Below are 16,294 nucleotides of genomic sequence, written 5' to 3' on the forward strand. Positions count from 1 at the left end.
GCGGCCATTTTGGCGGCAACCTGCGAAAGAATAGGGCGATCTTAGAGGATATTTTGCCGAGAAGGACGAATACAGCGAGAGCGAATGAATGGGTGTTCATTCAGGACACGTGGGGGCAGAGCACGAAGCCCGATAAGGGGGAGGCAGCATGATTCTGGCGACCAGGTCTGTCTACTGGAACATCGAGCACAGCTACATCCTGTACTTCTTCTTCATCGCCGCAGTGGCGGTCTTCGCCTACGGCATGTGGCAGCGGGTCCGGCTCTGGTTCGTCGGCACGCCGCAGGTGCGCTGGGACCGGGTGCGGGAGCGGCTGCGCCGGGTGTGGCAGCACGCGGCGCTGCAGCGGCGGCTGTCGCAGAACCGGGTGGCCGGGCTGTTCCACATCCTGTTCTCCTGGGGGTTCGTCATCCTCTTCATCGGCACGCTGGTCGTGATGGTTCACGAGGATCTGCGCATCCGGATCATGCAGGGGCCGTTCTATCTCTGGTTCCAGTCGCTGATCCTGGACGTGGCCGGCTTCCTGGCCCTGGTGGGCGTGGTGATCGCCTGGGTGCGGCGCGGGCTCCTGAAGCCCCGGGCGCTCTCCCGGGTCTCTCAGCCCACGTCGCCCTTCGACGACTGGGTCTTCCTCCTGCACATGGTGCTGATCCTGTGGTCGGGCTTCTGGGTGGAGGGCATCCGCATCGTGGCCACCGATGACCCCTGGGGGGCGTGGTCGCCCGTCGGGCTGGTGCACGGGCGCATCCTGGCCGGCTTCCTGTCCCTGGAGGCCCTGCTCGTGCTCCACCGGATCCTCTGGTGGTTCCACATGATCATCTCGTTCACCCTGATTGCCTACCTGCCCTACTCCAAGATGATCCACCTGATCACCGGGCCGGTGAACATCTTCCTCTCCGACCTGCGGCCGGCCGGCGTGATGGCCTCCACGGACCTGGAGGCCGAGAACCCGGTGCTGGGGGCGGCCTCGCTCTGGGACTTCACGTGGAAGGACCTGGCCGACCTGGACGCCTGCACCGAATGCGGCCGCTGCCAGGAGAACTGCCCGGCCTTCCTGACCGGCAAGCCGCTGAATCCCAAGAAGCTGATCCTCGACCTGCAGCACCACCTGCACGAGAAGGGGCCGCTGCTGGCGCTCGCGGCGATGAAGGGCGAGCGGCCCGCGGAGCAGCCCTTCGAGTCCGAGCTGGTGGGGCCCGTGGTGGATCCTGAGGCGCTCTGGGCCTGCACCACCTGCCGCGCCTGCATGGAGGTGTGCCCGGTCTTCATCGAGCACGTGCCCAAGATCGTCGAGATGCGCCGCCACCAGGTGATGCTGCAGGGCGAGTTCCCGGCGGAGCTGAACCAGACCTTCAAGAACCTGGAGCGGCAGGGCAACCCGTGGGGCATGGGCGCCCACACCCGCACGGCGTGGACCGAGGGGCTGAACGTGCCGCTGCTGGCCGACAAGCCCGACGCCGAGTACCTCTTCTGGCCCGGGTGCGCCGGCGCGTTCGACCAGCGGGGGCAGAAGATCGTGCGGGCGATCGTGCAGCTCCTGGACCAGGCCGGCGTCTCCTACGCCATCCTCGGCCCCGAGGAGAAGTGCACCGGCGACGCCGCCCGCCGGGCCGGCAACGAGCTGCTGTTCCAGCAGCTGGCCATGGAGAATATCGCCACGCTGCAGGGCTACGGCGTCAAGAAGATCATCACCCACTGCCCGCACTGCTTCCACACCTTCGACAAGGACTACCGGGAGATGGGGCTGGACGTGGAGGTCGTCCACCACACCCAGCTGCTGGCCCGGCTGGTGAAGGAGGGCCGCCTGCGGCCGGTGAACGAGGTTGCCGCGGCCGTGACCTACCACGACTCGTGCTACCTGGGCCGCTACGGCGGCGAGTACGAGGCGCCGCGGGAGCTGCTGGCCGCCCTGCCCGGCGTAGAGCTGCGGGAGATGGAGCGGCACGGGTGCACCGCCATGTGCTGCGGCGCGGGCGGCGCGCAGATGTGGATGGAGGAGCACCACGGGACCCGCGTCAACGTGGAGCGCACCCGGCAGGCCCTGGCGACCGGGGCGGCGACCATCGCCACCAACTGCCCGTTCTGCATGACCATGCTGTCCGACGGGGTGGCCGCCGAGGCGCGCAGCGAAGAGGTGCGGGTGCTCGACCTGGCGGAGCTCCTGCTGCAGGCCGTGGAGACCGGCGGGGGACCGGAGGCCGCAGCAACCGTTGCGCATCCGGGAGAAAAGGAGTAAAGTCACTGTGTGTGGAGGCGCCGTGGGGGGCACGGCGCCTCCCCGTTGGGGGAGGGTTTCGCGGACATGCTGCCGATTCATCAGATCCCGCTGCCGACGCCCTGGGAGACCCTGGGGCCGGTATACGTTTACCTGGTCCGCCGCGATCCGGTTACCCTGATCGATGCGGGGCTCAACACCCCGGAGTGCCGCGCTGCGCTGGCCGATGCCCTGAAGGGACTGGGGGTCGGCCTCCGGGACATCCGGCGCGTGCTGCTCACCCATGCGCACGTCGACCACTTCGGGCTGGCCGGCTGGGTGCAGGACCAGTCCGGCGCGGAAGTCTACCTTCACCCCGACGAGGCCGGCAAGGCCGAGATCGCGCCGTGGTGGCAGGAGGCGCGGGACCGGATCCTGGCGGAGGCCGGGGTCGATGCCCAGGGCTTCGCCCTGATCGAGCACTTCTGGCGCCTGAACCGCCGGCTGGTGGTGCCCCTGCAGGAATGGAAGCCGATCGCCGACGGCCAGCGGTTCGCGTTTGACAGCGGCGCGCTGGAGGCCGTCCACCTGCCCGGCCACGCCCTGGGGCACACGGGCTTCCTCGACCGGGACTCGCGGCGGCTGATCGGCGGGGACCACCTGCTGGACGGCATCACGCCCAACCCCATCCTGGAGCCGGTCCGGCCCGGCCATCCCGACGCGGTGCCGCACGATCCGGTGAGGGCGCTGACGCTCGGCCAGTTTCTGCGGTCGCTGGACCGCGCCGCCGCCCTGGACGTGGCGCAGGTGCTGCCGGGCCACGGCGCGGTGATCACGGACCACCGCCGGGTGGTCGCGCGCTACCGGGAGAAGCACAGCCGCCGGCTGGACGGCCTGCTGCAGCGGCTGGGCGCCGGACGGAGCCCCTGGGAGCTCACCCGGGAACTCTATCCAGAGGTGCAGGGGTTCGATCACTTCCTCGCGCTGTCCGAGGTGCTGGCCCACCTGGACCTGCTGGTGGTGCAGGGGCGGGCCCGCTACTCGCGGACGGCGGGGTTCAGCCGGTACCGGGCTGTGATCTAGGGCGGGGCACGCGGGGATACGGCAGGCGAGGGGGTTGGCGGGATCCGACGTTGCTGAGGTGAGTGGACGTGGATGCAGGATCCAGGACTGCCGTTCTCCAGGTGGCCGCGGCGGCCGGTGTCGTGCTGCTGCAGTCCGGGGCCGATGTGGCGCGGGTGGAGGACACCGTCTCGCGCATCCTCCGGGCGTACGGGGTGGGCGAGCCGGAGATCTTCGCGACGCCGACGGGCATCTTCATCAGCCTGGCGGACCAGGAGGCCACCGTCGTGCGCCGGGTGCGGCGGCGCACCATCGCGCTCGACCGCATCAGCGCCGTGAACGCGCTCTCCCGTTCGCTCGCCGCGGACCCGAAGGATCCGGCCGAGGCGCTGCGCCTCATCCGGGCCATCGGCGAGCAGCCGACGCCCCTGCCCGGCTGGCTGGACGTTCCCGCCAGCGGCCTCGCCGCGGCGGCGTGCACCATGCTGGTGGGCGGCTCCCTCCCCGGGGTGCTGCCCGCCTTTCTCGCCAATCTGGTCGTGCAGGCCGGCGAGCGCCTCTGCCGGTGGGTCGGGCTGCCCGACGCGGTGGCCGACCTGATCGCCGGGGCCAACGCCGTCTTCTGCGCCACCCTGCTCAACCGCTGGCTGGACGTTCCGGTGGGCCCGGTGGTGGCCGGCGGCATCATGATCCTGGTGCCCGGCCTGGCCTTTACCAACGCCCTGCGGGACGCCATCGCCGGCGACCTGGTCAGCGCCACGGCCCGGGGGCTGGAGGCCTTCGTCAAGGTGACCGCCCTGGCCGCGGGGGTCGGCGCCGCGCTGTACCTGGTCGGGGGAGGTGGAGTGCTGTGATCACCTATCCCTTCGCCTTCGTGACGGCGGCGGCCATCGCCATCTCCTTCCGCTCGCCCCGGCCCGCCATCCTGTGGACCGGATTCTGCGGCCTCGTGGGCTGGGCGGGATTCGACCTCACCCTGCGGGCCGGCGGTCCGGAGGCCGCGGCGGTGTTCGTCGGCGCGCTGGCCCTGGGCATCGCCTCGGAGGTGCTGGCCCGGCGGCTGCAGCAGCCGGCGATTCTGTTCGTCATCCCCGGCCTCCTGCCGCTGGTTCCCGGGATTATCGCCTACCGGGGCATGCTGCTGCTGTCGCAGAACCAACTCGCCGAGGGCGCCTGGCAGCTGGCGCGGGCGCTGCTGATCGCGGGCATTCTGGCCGCCGGTCTGGCGATTCCGCCGGTGGTGGCCCGGCGCTGGAGGCGGTGAGCAGGCGCATGCGAGCGAGCGGTGGAGCTTGAACGGGGCGGCCTCGCATCGGCTTCGTCCTCGCTCAGTGGTCGCACGGGCCTTGGCCCGGTGGCGGCGTGACCTCCTTTCGGCCCAGCGCGCTGGGCCTTTTTCATTGCCGCGGGACGGAGGCGGTGGTCCCAATGGCTTATCCGCGCGGAATTTCCGCATAGCGGAAGGGCTTTCTGTTGACTGGAATACCTTTCGCCCCTAGAATGAGTGTGTGCTCATCAGTTAGGAGGATGGCGCATGGACCATCCAGAGGAGCGAGCGAAAGGAGGGGTGGGTGTGCAGCAGAAGAAGCGGGACGCGTGGGTGCAGTCTGTGGAGCGGGCGTTTCGCATTCTGCAGCTGTTCGATCTGAAGCGGGATGAACTGTCGATCACGGAGATCAGCGAGCGCACCGGTCTGCCGATCAGCACGGCCCACCGCTTCCTCGCCACGCTGGAGGGGCTCGGCTACATCTGGCAGAACCCGGACACGGGCCGGTACCGTCTGGGCATCCAGACGTTCATTCTGGGAACCCGGGTCAAGACCCTCGAGACCCTGCGCTCGGTCGCGCGCCCGCACCTGCGGCAGCTCTTCGCGAAGTACAACGAGACCGTCAACCTGGTCGTCGAGCGGAACCTGGAAGTGCTCTGCATCGAGAAGGTGGATGCGGACCGCAGACTCGTCTACACGCCGAGCATCGGCGAGACGCACAAGCTGTACGCCACCTCCGCGGGCAAGTGCATCCTGGCGTTCTACTACGACGCCGCCCAGCTCCGGCGGGTCCTGGATCAGATGGAGCTGGTGCCCCTGACCCCGCACACGATCACCGAAAAGGCGCGGCTGGTCGATGAGATCGAACGGGTGCGCAAGCAGGGCTGGGCCATGGAGACCGAGGAGTCGGAGATCGGACTGCGCTGCTTCGGCGCACCGGTGTTCGACAGTGCCAACCGGTGCGTCGGGGCCGTCAGCATTTCAATTCCGGTCGCCCGGTTCGTCTACGACGAGGCGGGGCTGATCGCTGACATCAAGGAGACCGCCGCGGCGATCAGCCGGGACCTGGGCTTTTCCCGCAAGGTGGTCTGATCGGATCGTGTGACAGCGGTGCCCGGACGACGGGCACCTTTTCTGGACCGAATATCGGAAGGCATTTCCGCTATGCGGAAAGGAGGTCTCGTCTTGGAGAATCTGCCTCCGGTCCGTGAACTGGCCGCACAGTTGCTGCAGGCGCAGGCCACGGCCACGCCCATTCAGCCCTTCTCAGAGCGGTTCACCGGGTATGATACCGCGGCCGCTTACAGGATCCAGCAGGCCCTCGTGGAGCAGAAGCTCGCTCAGGGTCACGTGATCATCGGCAAGAAGATCGGCTTCACCAGCGAGAAGCTCCGCCGGCAGTTCAACGTGGACGAACCCGACTACGGCGTGCTCTTCGAGGACTGCGTGCTCATGGAGCACGAGCCGCTGGAGATCGACAAGCTGTACAGCCCACGGGTTGAGGCCGAGATCGCCTTCGTCCTGAAGAGCGACCTGGACAAGCCCGGGATCACGGCTGCCGATGTGGTGCGGGCCACCGAGGGCATCATGCCGGCGATCGAGATCGTGGACACCCGGTTTGAGGACTGGCGGGTGACGGTTCCCGACACCATCGCCGACCAGGCGGGAAACGCCCGGATCATCCTCGGCGGGGTCATGAAGCCCTTGGAGGATTTCGACCTGCGCTACATCGGCCTCTCCATTTTCAAGAACGGCAAGCTGATGGACTCCGCAACCGGCTCCACGGTGTTCGGAAATCCCGTTCATGCCGTGGTCTGGCTGGCCAACAAGATGTATGAGCTCGGTTCGCCCCTACGGAAGGGCGAGGTCATCATGTCCGGGTCGTTCACCCCGGTGTTCCCGATCGGCAAGGGCGACTACGTCGAAGCCGTCTTCGACCGGCTGGGCCGGGTGAGCGTCTTCGGCCAGTGACACGCAGGTTCCTTTTGTCGCACACGTCACAGCAAGGAGGACCATGGATGGGCAAGCGGATCAAGGTAGGCATCATCGGTCCGGGCAACATCGGCACGGACCTGATGTACAAGGTCATGCGCAGTCCCCTTCTCGAGATGTCGGTCATGATCGGCATCGATCCCAGCTCGGCCGGTCTGAAGCGGGCCGCGGGTCTGGGCATCACCACCTCGAGCGACGGCATCGAGTTCCTGGTGCAGAATCCGGACATGGCCGAGATCGTCTTTGACGCCACCACGGCCAGGGCCCACGCCCAGGTGAACGCCCCGACGCTGGCGCGGCTGGGCAAGATCGCCATCGACCTGACGCCGGCTGCGGTCGGCAAGATCGCCACGCCGATGGTCAACATGAAGGACTGCCTGAACGAGAAGAACGTCAACCTGATCACGTGCGGCGGCCAGGCGACCACGCCGATCGTCTACGCCATCAACCGGGTGGTGCCCCTGTCGTACGCCGAGGTGGTCACCACCGTGGCCAGCGACAGCGCCGGCCCCGGCACCCGGGCGAACATCGACGAGTACACCCAGACCACGGCAAAGGCCCTCCGGCTGCTGGGCGGCGCCGAGCGGGCGAAGGTCATGACGATCTTCAACCCGGCCAAGCCTCAGATGGCGATGCGGAACACGGTCTTCGGCATTCCCAGGCACCGGGACTTCAGGATCGAGGACGTGCGGGCGTCGGTGGAGGAGATGGCGGCGCAGATCCGCACCTACGTCCCCGGTTACGAGCTGACGGTGGCCCCTGTCATCGACCGGGACGTGATCACCACCACCGTGACCGTCGAGGGTCAGGGCGACTTCCTGCCCAAGTACGCCGGCAACCTGGACATCGAGACGGCCTCCGCGGTCAAGATGGCCGAGATGTTTGCCGAGAAGCTTTTGCGGGAGCGGGGTGAGCTGGCATGAGAACGGTGAAGCTGATCGACACGACGCTGCGTGACGGCAGCCACGCCATGCACTACCAGTACACGCCTGAGCACGTGTACAACATCTGCAAGGCGCTGGACGAGGCCGGTGTCTACGCGGTGGACGTCGGGCACGGCGCCGGCGTCGGCGGTTCGGTGCTGCAGTACGGCCTCTCCAAGCACAGCGACGAGGAGCTGCTGTCGGCCGCAGCCGAGGCCCTGAAGAATGCGAAGCTCTGTGTGCTGCTGGTTCCTGGCCTCGGCACGATGGAGGACCTGAAGCTGGCCTACAAGCACGGCGCGCAGATGGTTCGGGTGGCCGTCCACTGCACCGAGGTGGACGTGGGCGCACAGCACATCCGCCTGGGCAAGGAGCTCGGCATGGAGGTCGCCGCCTTCCACATGATGACCCACATGACCACGCCGGAAGCCCTGGCGGAGCAGGCCGAGATGGCCGCCAGCTACGGTGCGGACATCATCTACATCGCCGACTCGTCGGGCGCGATGCTGCCCTACGACATCGAGGCCCGTGTGCGGGCCGTGCAGCGGGCCGTGCCCCACCTGCCCATCGGGGTGCACTGCCACAACAACCTCGGTCTCGGCATCGCCAACCCGCTCGCGGCGGTCGACGCCGGCGCCGAGTTCGTCGACGGCGCGCTGGAGGGGTGGGGGGCCGGCTGCGGCAACACCTCGACCCAGAACATCGCCGCGGTGCTGGAGAAGGCGGGCATCACCACCGGCGCGGACTGGTACAAGCTGGCCGAGGCCGGCCAGAAGCACGTGCGGCCCCTGATCAACCGCCCGCTGGAGGTCACCAACGAGGCGCTGGTCCTGGGCATGACGGGCATCTACTCCAGCTTCTACCAGAGGGTGCTCGCCGCCTCCGAGAAGAGCGGGGTGCCGGCGAGGGCCATCTTCGAGGAACTGGGCAAGCGGAAGGTCGTCGGCGGCCAGGAGGACGTGATTCTCGACGTGGTTCTCGAGCTCCAGGAGCGTGCCAGGCAGCAGTAGTCAGTTGCCGCAGTCCCTTTCCACCGATCAGAGGGAGGAGTCAGTCCATGCGCAGTGATGTAGTCAAGAAGGGTTACGAGCGCTCCACCCAGCGGTCCCTGCTCAAGGCCACCGGTCTCTCCAACGAGGATCTGAAGAAGCCGCTCATCGGTATCGTCAACTCCTTCAACGAGATCAACCCCGGCCACGTGCACCTGCGGGACCTGGCCTTCCACATCAAGCTGGGCGTCGCCGCCGCCGGGGGCACCCCCGTGGAGTTCCCGGTCATCGCCCTGTGCGACGGCATCGCCATGGGCCACGCCGGCATGCGGTACCCGCTCGCCTCCCGTGAGCTCATCGCCGACTCCATCGAGGCCATGACCGAGGGCCACCAGCTGGACGCCCTCGTGCTGCTGACCAACTGTGACAAGATCACCCCCGGGTGCCTGATGGCCGCCGCCCGGCTGGACATCCCGGCCATCGTCATCGCCGGCGGTGTGCAGGACACCGGCAACTTCCGCGGCCAGATCGTCGACGGCGGCAAGATTTACGAGGCCGTGGGCGCCGTCGCCGCCGGCCACTGGACCATGGACGACCTGTACGAGCTGGAGGAGTCGGCCTGCCCCGGCTGCGGCGCCTGCTCGCTCATGGGCACCGCCAATTCCATGAACATCCTCACCGAGGCCCTGGGCATGGGGCTGCCGTTCAACTCGACGATTCCGGCCACCTCCGCCAAGCGCAAGACCCTGGCCCGGCAGGCCGGCGAGCAGATCATGTACCTGTACAACAACGACATCCGGCCGTCGCAGATCCTCACCATGGAGGCGTTCAAGAACGCGATCGCGGTGGACATGGCGGTGGGCGGCTCGACCAACACCGTCATGCACCTGATCGCCATCGCCCATGAGCTGGGGCTGGAGATCCCGCTGGAGATGTTCGACGAGATCAGCCGCAGGGTGCCCCGCCTCTGCAACTTCGCCCCCGGCGGCCCGTACCATCTGCAGGACCTGCTGGCCGCGGGCGGCCTCCAGGTGGTCATCGCCGGACTGGCAGAGGCCGGCCTCTTCAACCTGGACGTGCTGACGGTCACCGGCCAGACCATGCGCGAGAACGTCGCCGGCGTGAAGAACCGGAACCCTGAAGTCGTGCGGCCCATCTCGAACCCGTACTACGCCGAGGGCGGCATCGCCGTGCTGCGGGGCAACCTCTGCCCGGGCGGCGCGGTCGTGAAGCAGTCCGCCTGCGACCCCTCCATGCTCAAGCACTCCGGCAAGGCCCGGGTGTTCGACCGGGAGGAGGATGCGGTCGAGGCCATCCTGGCCGGCCAGATCAAGCCGCACGACGTGGTGGTCATCCGCTACGAGGGCCCCAAGGGCGGCCCCGGCATGCGGGAGATGCTGACGGCGACCGCCGCGCTGATGGGCGCCGGTCTGGGCACCAGCGTGTCGCTGATCACCGACGGCCGCTTCTCGGGTGCGACCCGCGGGGCCTGCATCGGCCACGTCACGCCCGAGGCGTGCGACGGCGGCCTGATCGGCCTGGTGGAGGACGGCGACATCATCGACGTGGATATTCCCAACCGGCAGCTGAACGTGCGGCTGACGGAGGAGGAGATCGCCGAGCGGCGTGCCCGGTGGGTGCCCAAGGAGCCCAACGTCAAGAAGGGCTACCTGGCCCGGTACGCCAAGCTGGTCAGCTCGCCCAGCGAGGGCGCGGTCGTCAAGTAGTTCCGGACCCAACGGGGGAGAGGGGGAACGGTCCGGGCGCCGCGGGTACCGCTCGCGGCGCCCCGGCCGGCAGGGTTGGCGTGCTTCTGTCGGTACCTGTAGCTCTCGCATGATCCAGCCATCGACCTAGTATAGGAGGTACCCGCATGTCGAGTACGCTGATCATGGTCAATCTGCTGATTACGATTGCGCTGGTCATCTTCCTGATCCTGAAGCTGAAGCTGAACCCGGTGATCTCGCTCGTCCTCGGTTCCGTGTACATGGGTCTGGCGTCCCAGCTGGGGCCGGTGGAGACCGTCGGCAAGATCACCAGCGGCTTCGGCAGCCTCATGAGCGGCATCGGCCTGTCGGTGGGCTTCGGTGTGATGCTCGGCCAGCTGGTGGCCGACAGCGGCGGCGTGCAGGCCATCGCCAACGCGATCCTGCGCAGGTTCAGCAAGGACAAGGCCGACTACGCCATGGGCGCCACGGGCTTCATCGTCTCGATCCCGGTCTTCTACGATGTCGGCTACGTCATCCTGACGCCGCTGGCCCGGGCCATGGCCAAGACCGCCAAGACCCTGCCGCACTTCATCGGCGCCCTGGTCGCCGGTCTGGGCATCGCCCACACCTTCATCCCCCCGACCCCCGGCCCGCTCACCGGCGCCCAGCTCCTGAACATCGACCTGGGCACCACCATCATGTGGGGCATCATCGTCGGCCTGCCGACGTTCCTGCTGGCCATGTGGGTCTATGGCAAGTTCTTCCTGGGCAACCCGAAGTTCTGGAACCCTGAAACTGACGAGGATGCCAACTACAGCGAGAAGGAGACCCAGGCGAAGGCCAAGGATGCGACCGTCGTTTCCGAGGGCAAGCTGCCCAGCTTCGGCGCCGCGATGCTCCCCATCCTGCTGCCGATCGTCCTGATCCTGATGGGTACCGTGACCGGCGCGGTTCTGGGCACCGTCCCCCAGTGGGTCTCCTTCTTCTCAGACAAGACCGTCGCCATGCTGATGGGCGTGTTCGCTGCCATCCTGGTGGCCCGCGGCAACATGACCTCGGAGCAGATTCAGAAGTCCATCGGCAAGTCGCTGAACGATGCAGGTGTCGTGCTGCTGATCACCGGCGCCGGCGGCGCCCTGGGCAGCGTGCTGACCGCCTCGGGCGTGGGCGGCGCGATCACCGACGTCATGTCGCACGTCTCCATCCACCCGGTCCTGCTGGCCTGGCTGATCGCCTCGCTGATGAAGATCGCCCAGGGCTCCGGCACCGTCGCCATGATCACGGCCGTCTCCATTCTGGCGCCTACGGTGCCCACCATGGACATCAGCCCGATCTGGGTCGCCATGGCGGCCTTCTCCGGGACTCTGTTCGGCGGCCACCTGAACGACTCCGGCTTCTGGGTGACGGCCAAGATTGCCGGCCTGACCACCTCGGGCGGCCTGAAGACCTATACCGTCGTCTGCGCCCTGGAGGCGGTCATCAGCCTGGTCTTCATCCTCCTGCTGAGTCTGTTCCTGTAGAAATAAGACGGCACTTACGGTTATTCTGGTAGTGACGCAAGAACCCGCACAGGTGACGGCGCCCCCCGCGGATACCGGGTTGGGCGCCTTCCCCGCTGGAGCGGGCCGGAAAGGGGTTGTGACGAGTGAACGTCGTCATCGTAGGTGGTGTGGCGGCCGGCATGAGCGCCGCCTCCAAGCTGCGGCGCGCGTGCAGGGAGGCCCGGATCACCGTGTTCGAAAAGGGGCTGGACGTCTCGTACGGCGCCTGCGGCCTGCCCTACTACATCTCGGGCGAGAACGACGACGCCGACCTGATGCGCATCCGCTCCGCCGAGCAGTTCCGCAAGCAGGGCATCGACGTACGGCTGCGCCACGAGGTTTACGGCGTCGATCCGACGGCGCGCATCGTGGCGGTGCGGAACCTGGAGACGGGCGAGACCTTCACGGCCCCGTACGAAAAGCTGGTCATCGCCACCGGCGCCTCGCCGATCCGGCCGCCGCTGCCCGGCGTGGACCTGCCCGGCGTTGTCACCCTGAAGACGATTCCCGATGCCGAGCATATCAAGGAGCAGCTGGCTCAGCCGGACGTTGAAGACGTGCTGATCGTCGGGAGCGGCTTCATCGGGCTGGAGATGGCCGAGGCCTGCGTACGGCTGGGCAAGCGGGTGCGGGTGCTGGAGATGCAGGACCGCGCCCTGCCGGTCTACGAGCCCGAGATCAGCGAGTGGATCGCCGAGGCGCTGAGGCGCAACGGCGTCGCCCTGCATACCGGCGAGGCGCTGGTGGCCCTGGAGGGGCAGGGGCGCGTGCGGCGGGCCCGCACCCAGCGGGGCGAGTACAAGGCGGACGTGGTGCTGCTGGCGGTGGGCGTGCGGCCCAATACCGCCTTCCTCCGGGACGTGCCGGGCTTCCGGTTCCTGAAGAACGGCGCCATCGTCGTCAACCGGCGCATGGAGACGGGGGTGCCCGACGTGTGGGCCGGCGGCGACTGCGCCACGGTGGAGCACATGATCCTGCAGCGCCCGGTCTACATCCCGCTGGGCACGAATGCCAACAAGCAGGGGCGGCTGATCGGCGAGAACCTGGCCGGGGCGCAGCGGGAGTTCGGCGGGGCCCTGGGCACCTCCGTCGTGCGGGTGTGCGACCTGGAAGCGGGCAAGACCGGCGTCACCGAGCAGGAGGCGCGGGAGGCCGGCATTCCGGTGAAGACGGCGGTGGTGGAGGTGGGCAGCCATGCCCGCTACTACCCCGGTTCGGAGCCGATTCGCATCAAGGTGGTCATGGACCGCCGGACCGACCGGCTGATCGGCGCGTGCCTGGCCGGCAAGCGCGGCGCTGCGCTGCGGACCGACGTGTTCGCCACCATCATCTCCTCCGGGATGAGGGTGCAGGATGCGGCCCTGCTGGATCTGGCCTATGCCCCGCCCTTTGCCCAGGTGTGGGACGCCGTCCATGTCGCGATGAGCGCCCTGACCCGGTGAGCCTCAGACCAGGCTGGCGACCCGAGCAGGCGGGCAGGTGGCCTGCGGAGACGGTCGGACGACCCGAACAGGCGGGCGGGCGGCCTGGGGAGACAGGCGGGCGAACCGAGCAGGCGGGCGGGCGGCCTGGGGAGACATGCGGGCGACCCGTGCAGGCGGGCGGGCGACCCGGGGAGACAGGCTGGCGACCCGAGCAGGTGGGCAGGTGGCCTGCGGAGACAGGCTGGCAACCCGAGCGAGCGGGCGGGCGACCTGAGGAGGCATGCGGGCGACCCGAGCAGCCGGGCGGTCGACCCGGGGAGCACACGCCGTGCGGCGCGCAACGATGTTGAGGAGTGAGAGGATGAGCAAGCTGACGACCTTGCAGGAGGCCATGGCCCGAGTGAAGGACGGCGACACCGTCGCGCTCGGCGGCAATGTGCTGCACCGGGCGCCCATGGCCGCCGCCGCGGAGCTGGCCCGCCAGGGGCGCAGGGGTCTCCATCTTGTGAAAACCGCCGGGGCCATGGACGTGGACCTGCTCTGCGCGGCCGGCGCCGTGGCCTCGGTGACTTTCGGCTACATCGCCTACGAGCCGCCTTACGGGCTTTGCCAGTTCTTCAGGCGGGCGGTGCAGGAGGGCCGGGTGGAGGCGCGGGAGAACGCCTGTTACACCGTGATCATGGGCCTTCGGGCCGCGGTTTGCGGTCTGCCGTTTCTGCCGGTGCGCGGCCTGGACGGCAGCGACCTGATCGCTGCCCGCGGGTTCAAGAAGGTGACCAACCCCTACGGCGAAGGGGAGTATGTGGCGATCCCGGCCATCCGCCCCGACGTGGCGATTCTCCACGTGCAGGAGGCGGACGGGCTGGGCAACGGACGCATCGGCGGCCCTAAGTACGAGGACGCGCTGATGGCGAAGGCGGCCAGGAGGGTGATCCTCACCGCCGAGCGCATCGTGGAGACCGCGCGGTTCGAGGCCGAGCCGGACCGGACCGACATCCCCGGCTTCCTGGTGGAGGCCGTGGTCCACGCGCCGGGCGGCGCGGCGCCCGGCAGCTGCGCGGGCCACTACGATATCGATGACGCGCAGGTCAGGGCGTTTCAGGCCGTGACAGGCCCCGAGGAGCTGGGCCGGTACCTGGAGCAGATGGCCGCCTACACCGCGCACGAGGGGGTGAGCCGCTGATGCAGTACACGATCGCCGACCAGATGGTCGTCTGCCTGGCCCGGGAGCTGCGGGACGGCGACACCGCCTTTCACGGCGTGGCCTCCCCGATTCCGGCCGCGGCGATTCTTCTGGCCCAGAAGGCCCACGGCCGCGCGGTCACTTACGTGAACATCGCCGGCGGCGTGAACGCGAGCCCGCGCCTCGCGCCGTCGACGGACGGACCCAACATGCTCGACGGCTCGGCCTCGTTGTTCGGCCTCACCGACATCTTCGATCTCTCCATGCGGGGCGGGCTGAGCGTCGCCTTCCTGAGCGGCGTGCAGATCGACCGGCGGGGGCGGATCAACTCCAGCGTCATCGGCGACTTCGACAGGCCGAAGGTCCGTCTGCCAGGGGGCGCCGGCAGCGCCGTCATCGCCCCGACCTGCGGCCGGGTGCTGGTCTGGCGGGGTAAGCACAACACCAAGGCGCTGGTGGAGGAGGTCGACTTCGTGTCGGCCACCGGCAACATCGACGTGGTCGTCACGCCGCTCGGCGTCTTCCGCCGGGTGGACGGCGAGCTGCAGCTGGAGTCCATCCACGCGACCAGTTCGCTGGCGGAGGTGCAGGAGAACACGGGCTTCCCCATCCCCACCCGGGAGTACCCGGTGACGCCGCCGCCGACGGCCGAAGAGATGGCGTGGCTGGAGCGGATCGACCCGGACCGGGCCCGGGATCAGGAGCTGTAATCGCTCCCGTGCCCGTGTGCTGACGGCGCGGGGCGGCACGCCGGAGGGCGTTTCCGGGCAGGGGGCCCGGCGCCCTCCGTGACGGTGGAGAAGGAGCCGACCTGGCCAGGGTGGAAAGAATACACCTCGGGGGTGATTGCAGATGTCTGCAACGAAACCTGAGGTGACTTTTTTTACCTATCCCACGTGAACCTCGTGCAAGAAGGCCAAGCAGTTGCTTGAGACCAAACCGGTTTCCGTGAACGAGCGTCGCTTTTTCAAGCAGAAGCCCACGCCCGAGGAGGTGCGGTGGCTGGCGGCCCGCCTGCCCGGCGGCGTGCGGGACCTCCTCTCCACCCGCAGCAGGCGGTACAAGGAGCTGGGGCTGGCGGAGCGCGAGCTGACCGACGAGGAGCTGGTCGACCTGCTGGCGGCTGAACCGGGCCTCTGGCGCCGGCCGGTGGTGGTGCGGGGCGACCGGGTGGTGGTGGGGTACGACGCCGCCAGCCTGGAAGAGCTTCTGGACGAAGGCGCATGACGACGAAAGCGAGTTGATGGCCGTGGCGGAGCGGCGGCGCAGCGAGGGTGCGTCACGTCTCGCCGAGGCGCTCAGGGCGCACCCGGTGATCGCAGCGGTGCGGGATGAGCAGCGGCTGGAGGAGGCCCTGCAGTCCCGCTGCCGCACCGTGTTTCTGCTCTCCACCAGCCTCAGCCGGCTCAGGGAAGTGGGGGACGCGGCGGCGGAAGCGGGTAAGCTGCTGTTCATCCACCTGGACTTCGTCGGCGGGCTCGGCCGGGACGATGAGGCGGTGGAGTACCTGGCCCGGGTCGCCCGGCCCGTTGGCCTGATCACGACCCGCACCGGCCTGATCCAGACGGCCCGGCGGCTGGGGCTCACGCCGCTGCAGCGGCTCTTCCTGCTGGACTCCCAGTCGCTGATCACGGGCATTGAGGCCGCCCGCTCCAGCCGGGCCGAGGTGGTGGAAGTGCTGCCGGGCATCATCCCCCGGGCGGTGCAGGCCATCCGCAGCCAGCTGCCTCACACGCTGATCATCGCCGGGGGGCTGGTGCGCACGCCGAGGGAGGTGGGCCGGGCGCTGCAGGCCGGCGCTTCCGGCGTCTCCACCAGCAGCGCCGACCTTTGGTCCGCCGAGCCCGAGGCGTTCCTGGCGGCTGCGCAGCAGAAGCCGTGACGGCAGCGCAGCGGGAGTTGTGGTCTCCGGGGGCGCAGGGCCCGGCACGGCTCCGGGGCAACAACCGGTGGCGGTTGTCCCGAACGTTCCCAGGCCTGAACATGCGGAGACCGACATACACGTGAGGC

The 16,294-nt window shown here is 68.6% G+C and carries 14 protein-coding genes and 1 pseudogene; all 15 read left to right on the plus strand.

All coding sequences use genetic code 11. The annotated features are described in order from the left end of the window. The first annotated feature begins 148 nt into the window (after positions 1-148). The 15 genes and pseudogenes from ACZ5UM_RS08065 to ACZ5UM_RS08135 all read left to right on the plus strand — a co-directional run bounded on the left by ACZ5UM_RS08065 (position 149) and on the right by ACZ5UM_RS08135 (position 16,166). Positions 149-2,236 carry a heterodisulfide reductase-related iron-sulfur binding cluster gene (locus ACZ5UM_RS08065; protein WP_464848058.1) on the plus strand — a complete coding sequence of 696 codons (2,088 nt, stop codon included), beginning with the start codon at positions 149-151 and terminating at the stop codon, positions 2,234-2,236. 66 nt (positions 2,237-2,302) lie between these two features. Further along, on the plus strand, positions 2,303-3,277 hold the full coding sequence (locus ACZ5UM_RS08070; RefSeq protein ID WP_464848059.1) for an MBL fold metallo-hydrolase: 975 nt from the start codon (positions 2,303-2,305) through the stop codon (positions 3,275-3,277). A 68-nt stretch (positions 3,278-3,345) separates the two neighbouring features. Beyond that, entirely contained in the window at positions 3,346-4,110 is a 765-nt protein-coding gene (locus tag ACZ5UM_RS08075) for a threonine/serine exporter family protein (protein ID WP_464848060.1), read from the plus strand. Then, entirely contained in the window at positions 4,107-4,520 is a 414-nt protein-coding gene (locus ACZ5UM_RS08080; protein ID WP_464848061.1) for a threonine/serine exporter family protein, read from the plus strand. Before ACZ5UM_RS08075 ends, ACZ5UM_RS08080 begins: the two co-directional genes overlap by 4 nt. A gap of 309 nt (positions 4,521-4,829) precedes the next feature. Further along, a complete protein-coding gene (locus tag ACZ5UM_RS08085; RefSeq protein WP_464848062.1) occupies positions 4,830-5,615 on the plus strand; it encodes an IclR family transcriptional regulator in 786 nt (261 codons plus the stop codon). Positions 5,616-5,708: 93 nt separating this feature from the next. Next, positions 5,709-6,494: a 2-keto-4-pentenoate hydratase gene (locus ACZ5UM_RS08090; protein ID WP_464848063.1), complete on the plus strand. Its 786-nt coding sequence runs from the start codon at positions 5,709-5,711 to the stop codon at positions 6,492-6,494. 47 nt (positions 6,495-6,541) lie between these two features. Continuing rightward, positions 6,542-7,438: an acetaldehyde dehydrogenase (acetylating) gene (locus ACZ5UM_RS08095; protein WP_464848064.1), complete on the plus strand. Its 897-nt coding sequence runs from the start codon at positions 6,542-6,544 to the stop codon at positions 7,436-7,438. Next, positions 7,435-8,448, plus strand: a complete 1,014-nt coding sequence (dmpG, locus tag ACZ5UM_RS08100) for a 4-hydroxy-2-oxovalerate aldolase (RefSeq protein ID WP_464848065.1) — start codon at positions 7,435-7,437, stop codon at positions 8,446-8,448. Before ACZ5UM_RS08095 ends, dmpG begins: the two co-directional genes overlap by 4 nt. Before the next feature lie 47 nt (positions 8,449-8,495). Further along, on the plus strand, positions 8,496-10,154 hold the full coding sequence (gene ilvD, locus ACZ5UM_RS08105; RefSeq protein WP_464848066.1) for a dihydroxy-acid dehydratase: 1,659 nt from the start codon (positions 8,496-8,498) through the stop codon (positions 10,152-10,154). 146 nt (positions 10,155-10,300) lie between these two features. Then, entirely contained in the window at positions 10,301-11,656 is a 1,356-nt protein-coding gene (locus ACZ5UM_RS08110; protein ID WP_464848067.1) for a GntP family permease, read from the plus strand. A gap of 125 nt (positions 11,657-11,781) precedes the next feature. Then, on the plus strand, positions 11,782-13,119 hold the full coding sequence (locus ACZ5UM_RS08115) for a CoA-disulfide reductase (protein WP_464848069.1): 1,338 nt from the start codon (positions 11,782-11,784) through the stop codon (positions 13,117-13,119). A gap of 343 nt (positions 13,120-13,462) precedes the next feature. Beyond that, entirely contained in the window at positions 13,463-14,284 is an 822-nt protein-coding gene (locus tag ACZ5UM_RS08120) for a CoA transferase subunit A (protein WP_464848070.1), read from the plus strand. Next, the gene (locus tag ACZ5UM_RS08125) at positions 14,284-14,994 is read left to right on the plus strand and encodes a CoA-transferase subunit beta (RefSeq protein WP_464848071.1); all 711 of its coding nucleotides are present in this window, start codon (positions 14,284-14,286) and stop codon (positions 14,992-14,994) included. The genes ACZ5UM_RS08120 and ACZ5UM_RS08125 overlap by 1 nt, the downstream gene beginning before the upstream one ends. Before the next feature lie 202 nt (positions 14,995-15,196). Next, positions 15,197-15,511: pseudogene (locus ACZ5UM_RS08130) on the plus strand (ArsC/Spx/MgsR family protein); the annotation flags it as partial. A 16-nt stretch (positions 15,512-15,527) separates the two neighbouring features. Then, positions 15,528-16,166 (plus strand): glycerol-3-phosphate responsive antiterminator, encoded by a 639-nt coding sequence (locus tag ACZ5UM_RS08135; protein ID WP_464848314.1) that lies wholly within the window; start codon positions 15,528-15,530, stop codon positions 16,164-16,166. The last annotated feature ends 128 nt before the right edge of the window (positions 16,167-16,294 follow it).

The organism is Symbiobacterium ostreiconchae (genome assembly GCF_055396975.1).

Coding starts and splice junctions, on each gene's coding strand:
- ACZ5UM_RS08065 (WP_464848058.1), top strand. CDS start 149: ATGATTCTGGCGACCAGGTCTGTCTACTGGAACATCGAGCACAGCTAC.
- ACZ5UM_RS08110 (WP_464848067.1), top strand. CDS start 10,301: ATGTCGAGTACGCTGATCATGGTCAATCTGCTGATTACGATTGCGCTG.
- ACZ5UM_RS08125 (WP_464848071.1), top strand. CDS start 14,284: ATGCAGTACACGATCGCCGACCAGATGGTCGTCTGCCTGGCCCGGGAG.
- ACZ5UM_RS08095 (WP_464848064.1), top strand. CDS start 6,542: ATGGGCAAGCGGATCAAGGTAGGCATCATCGGTCCGGGCAACATCGGC.
- dmpG (WP_464848065.1), top strand. CDS start 7,435: ATGAGAACGGTGAAGCTGATCGACACGACGCTGCGTGACGGCAGCCAC.
- ACZ5UM_RS08070 (WP_464848059.1), top strand. CDS start 2,303: ATGCTGCCGATTCATCAGATCCCGCTGCCGACGCCCTGGGAGACCCTG.
- ACZ5UM_RS08120 (WP_464848070.1), top strand. CDS start 13,463: ATGAGCAAGCTGACGACCTTGCAGGAGGCCATGGCCCGAGTGAAGGAC.
- ACZ5UM_RS08135 (WP_464848314.1), top strand. CDS start 15,528: ATGGCCGTGGCGGAGCGGCGGCGCAGCGAGGGTGCGTCACGTCTCGCC.
- ilvD (WP_464848066.1), top strand. CDS start 8,496: ATGCGCAGTGATGTAGTCAAGAAGGGTTACGAGCGCTCCACCCAGCGG.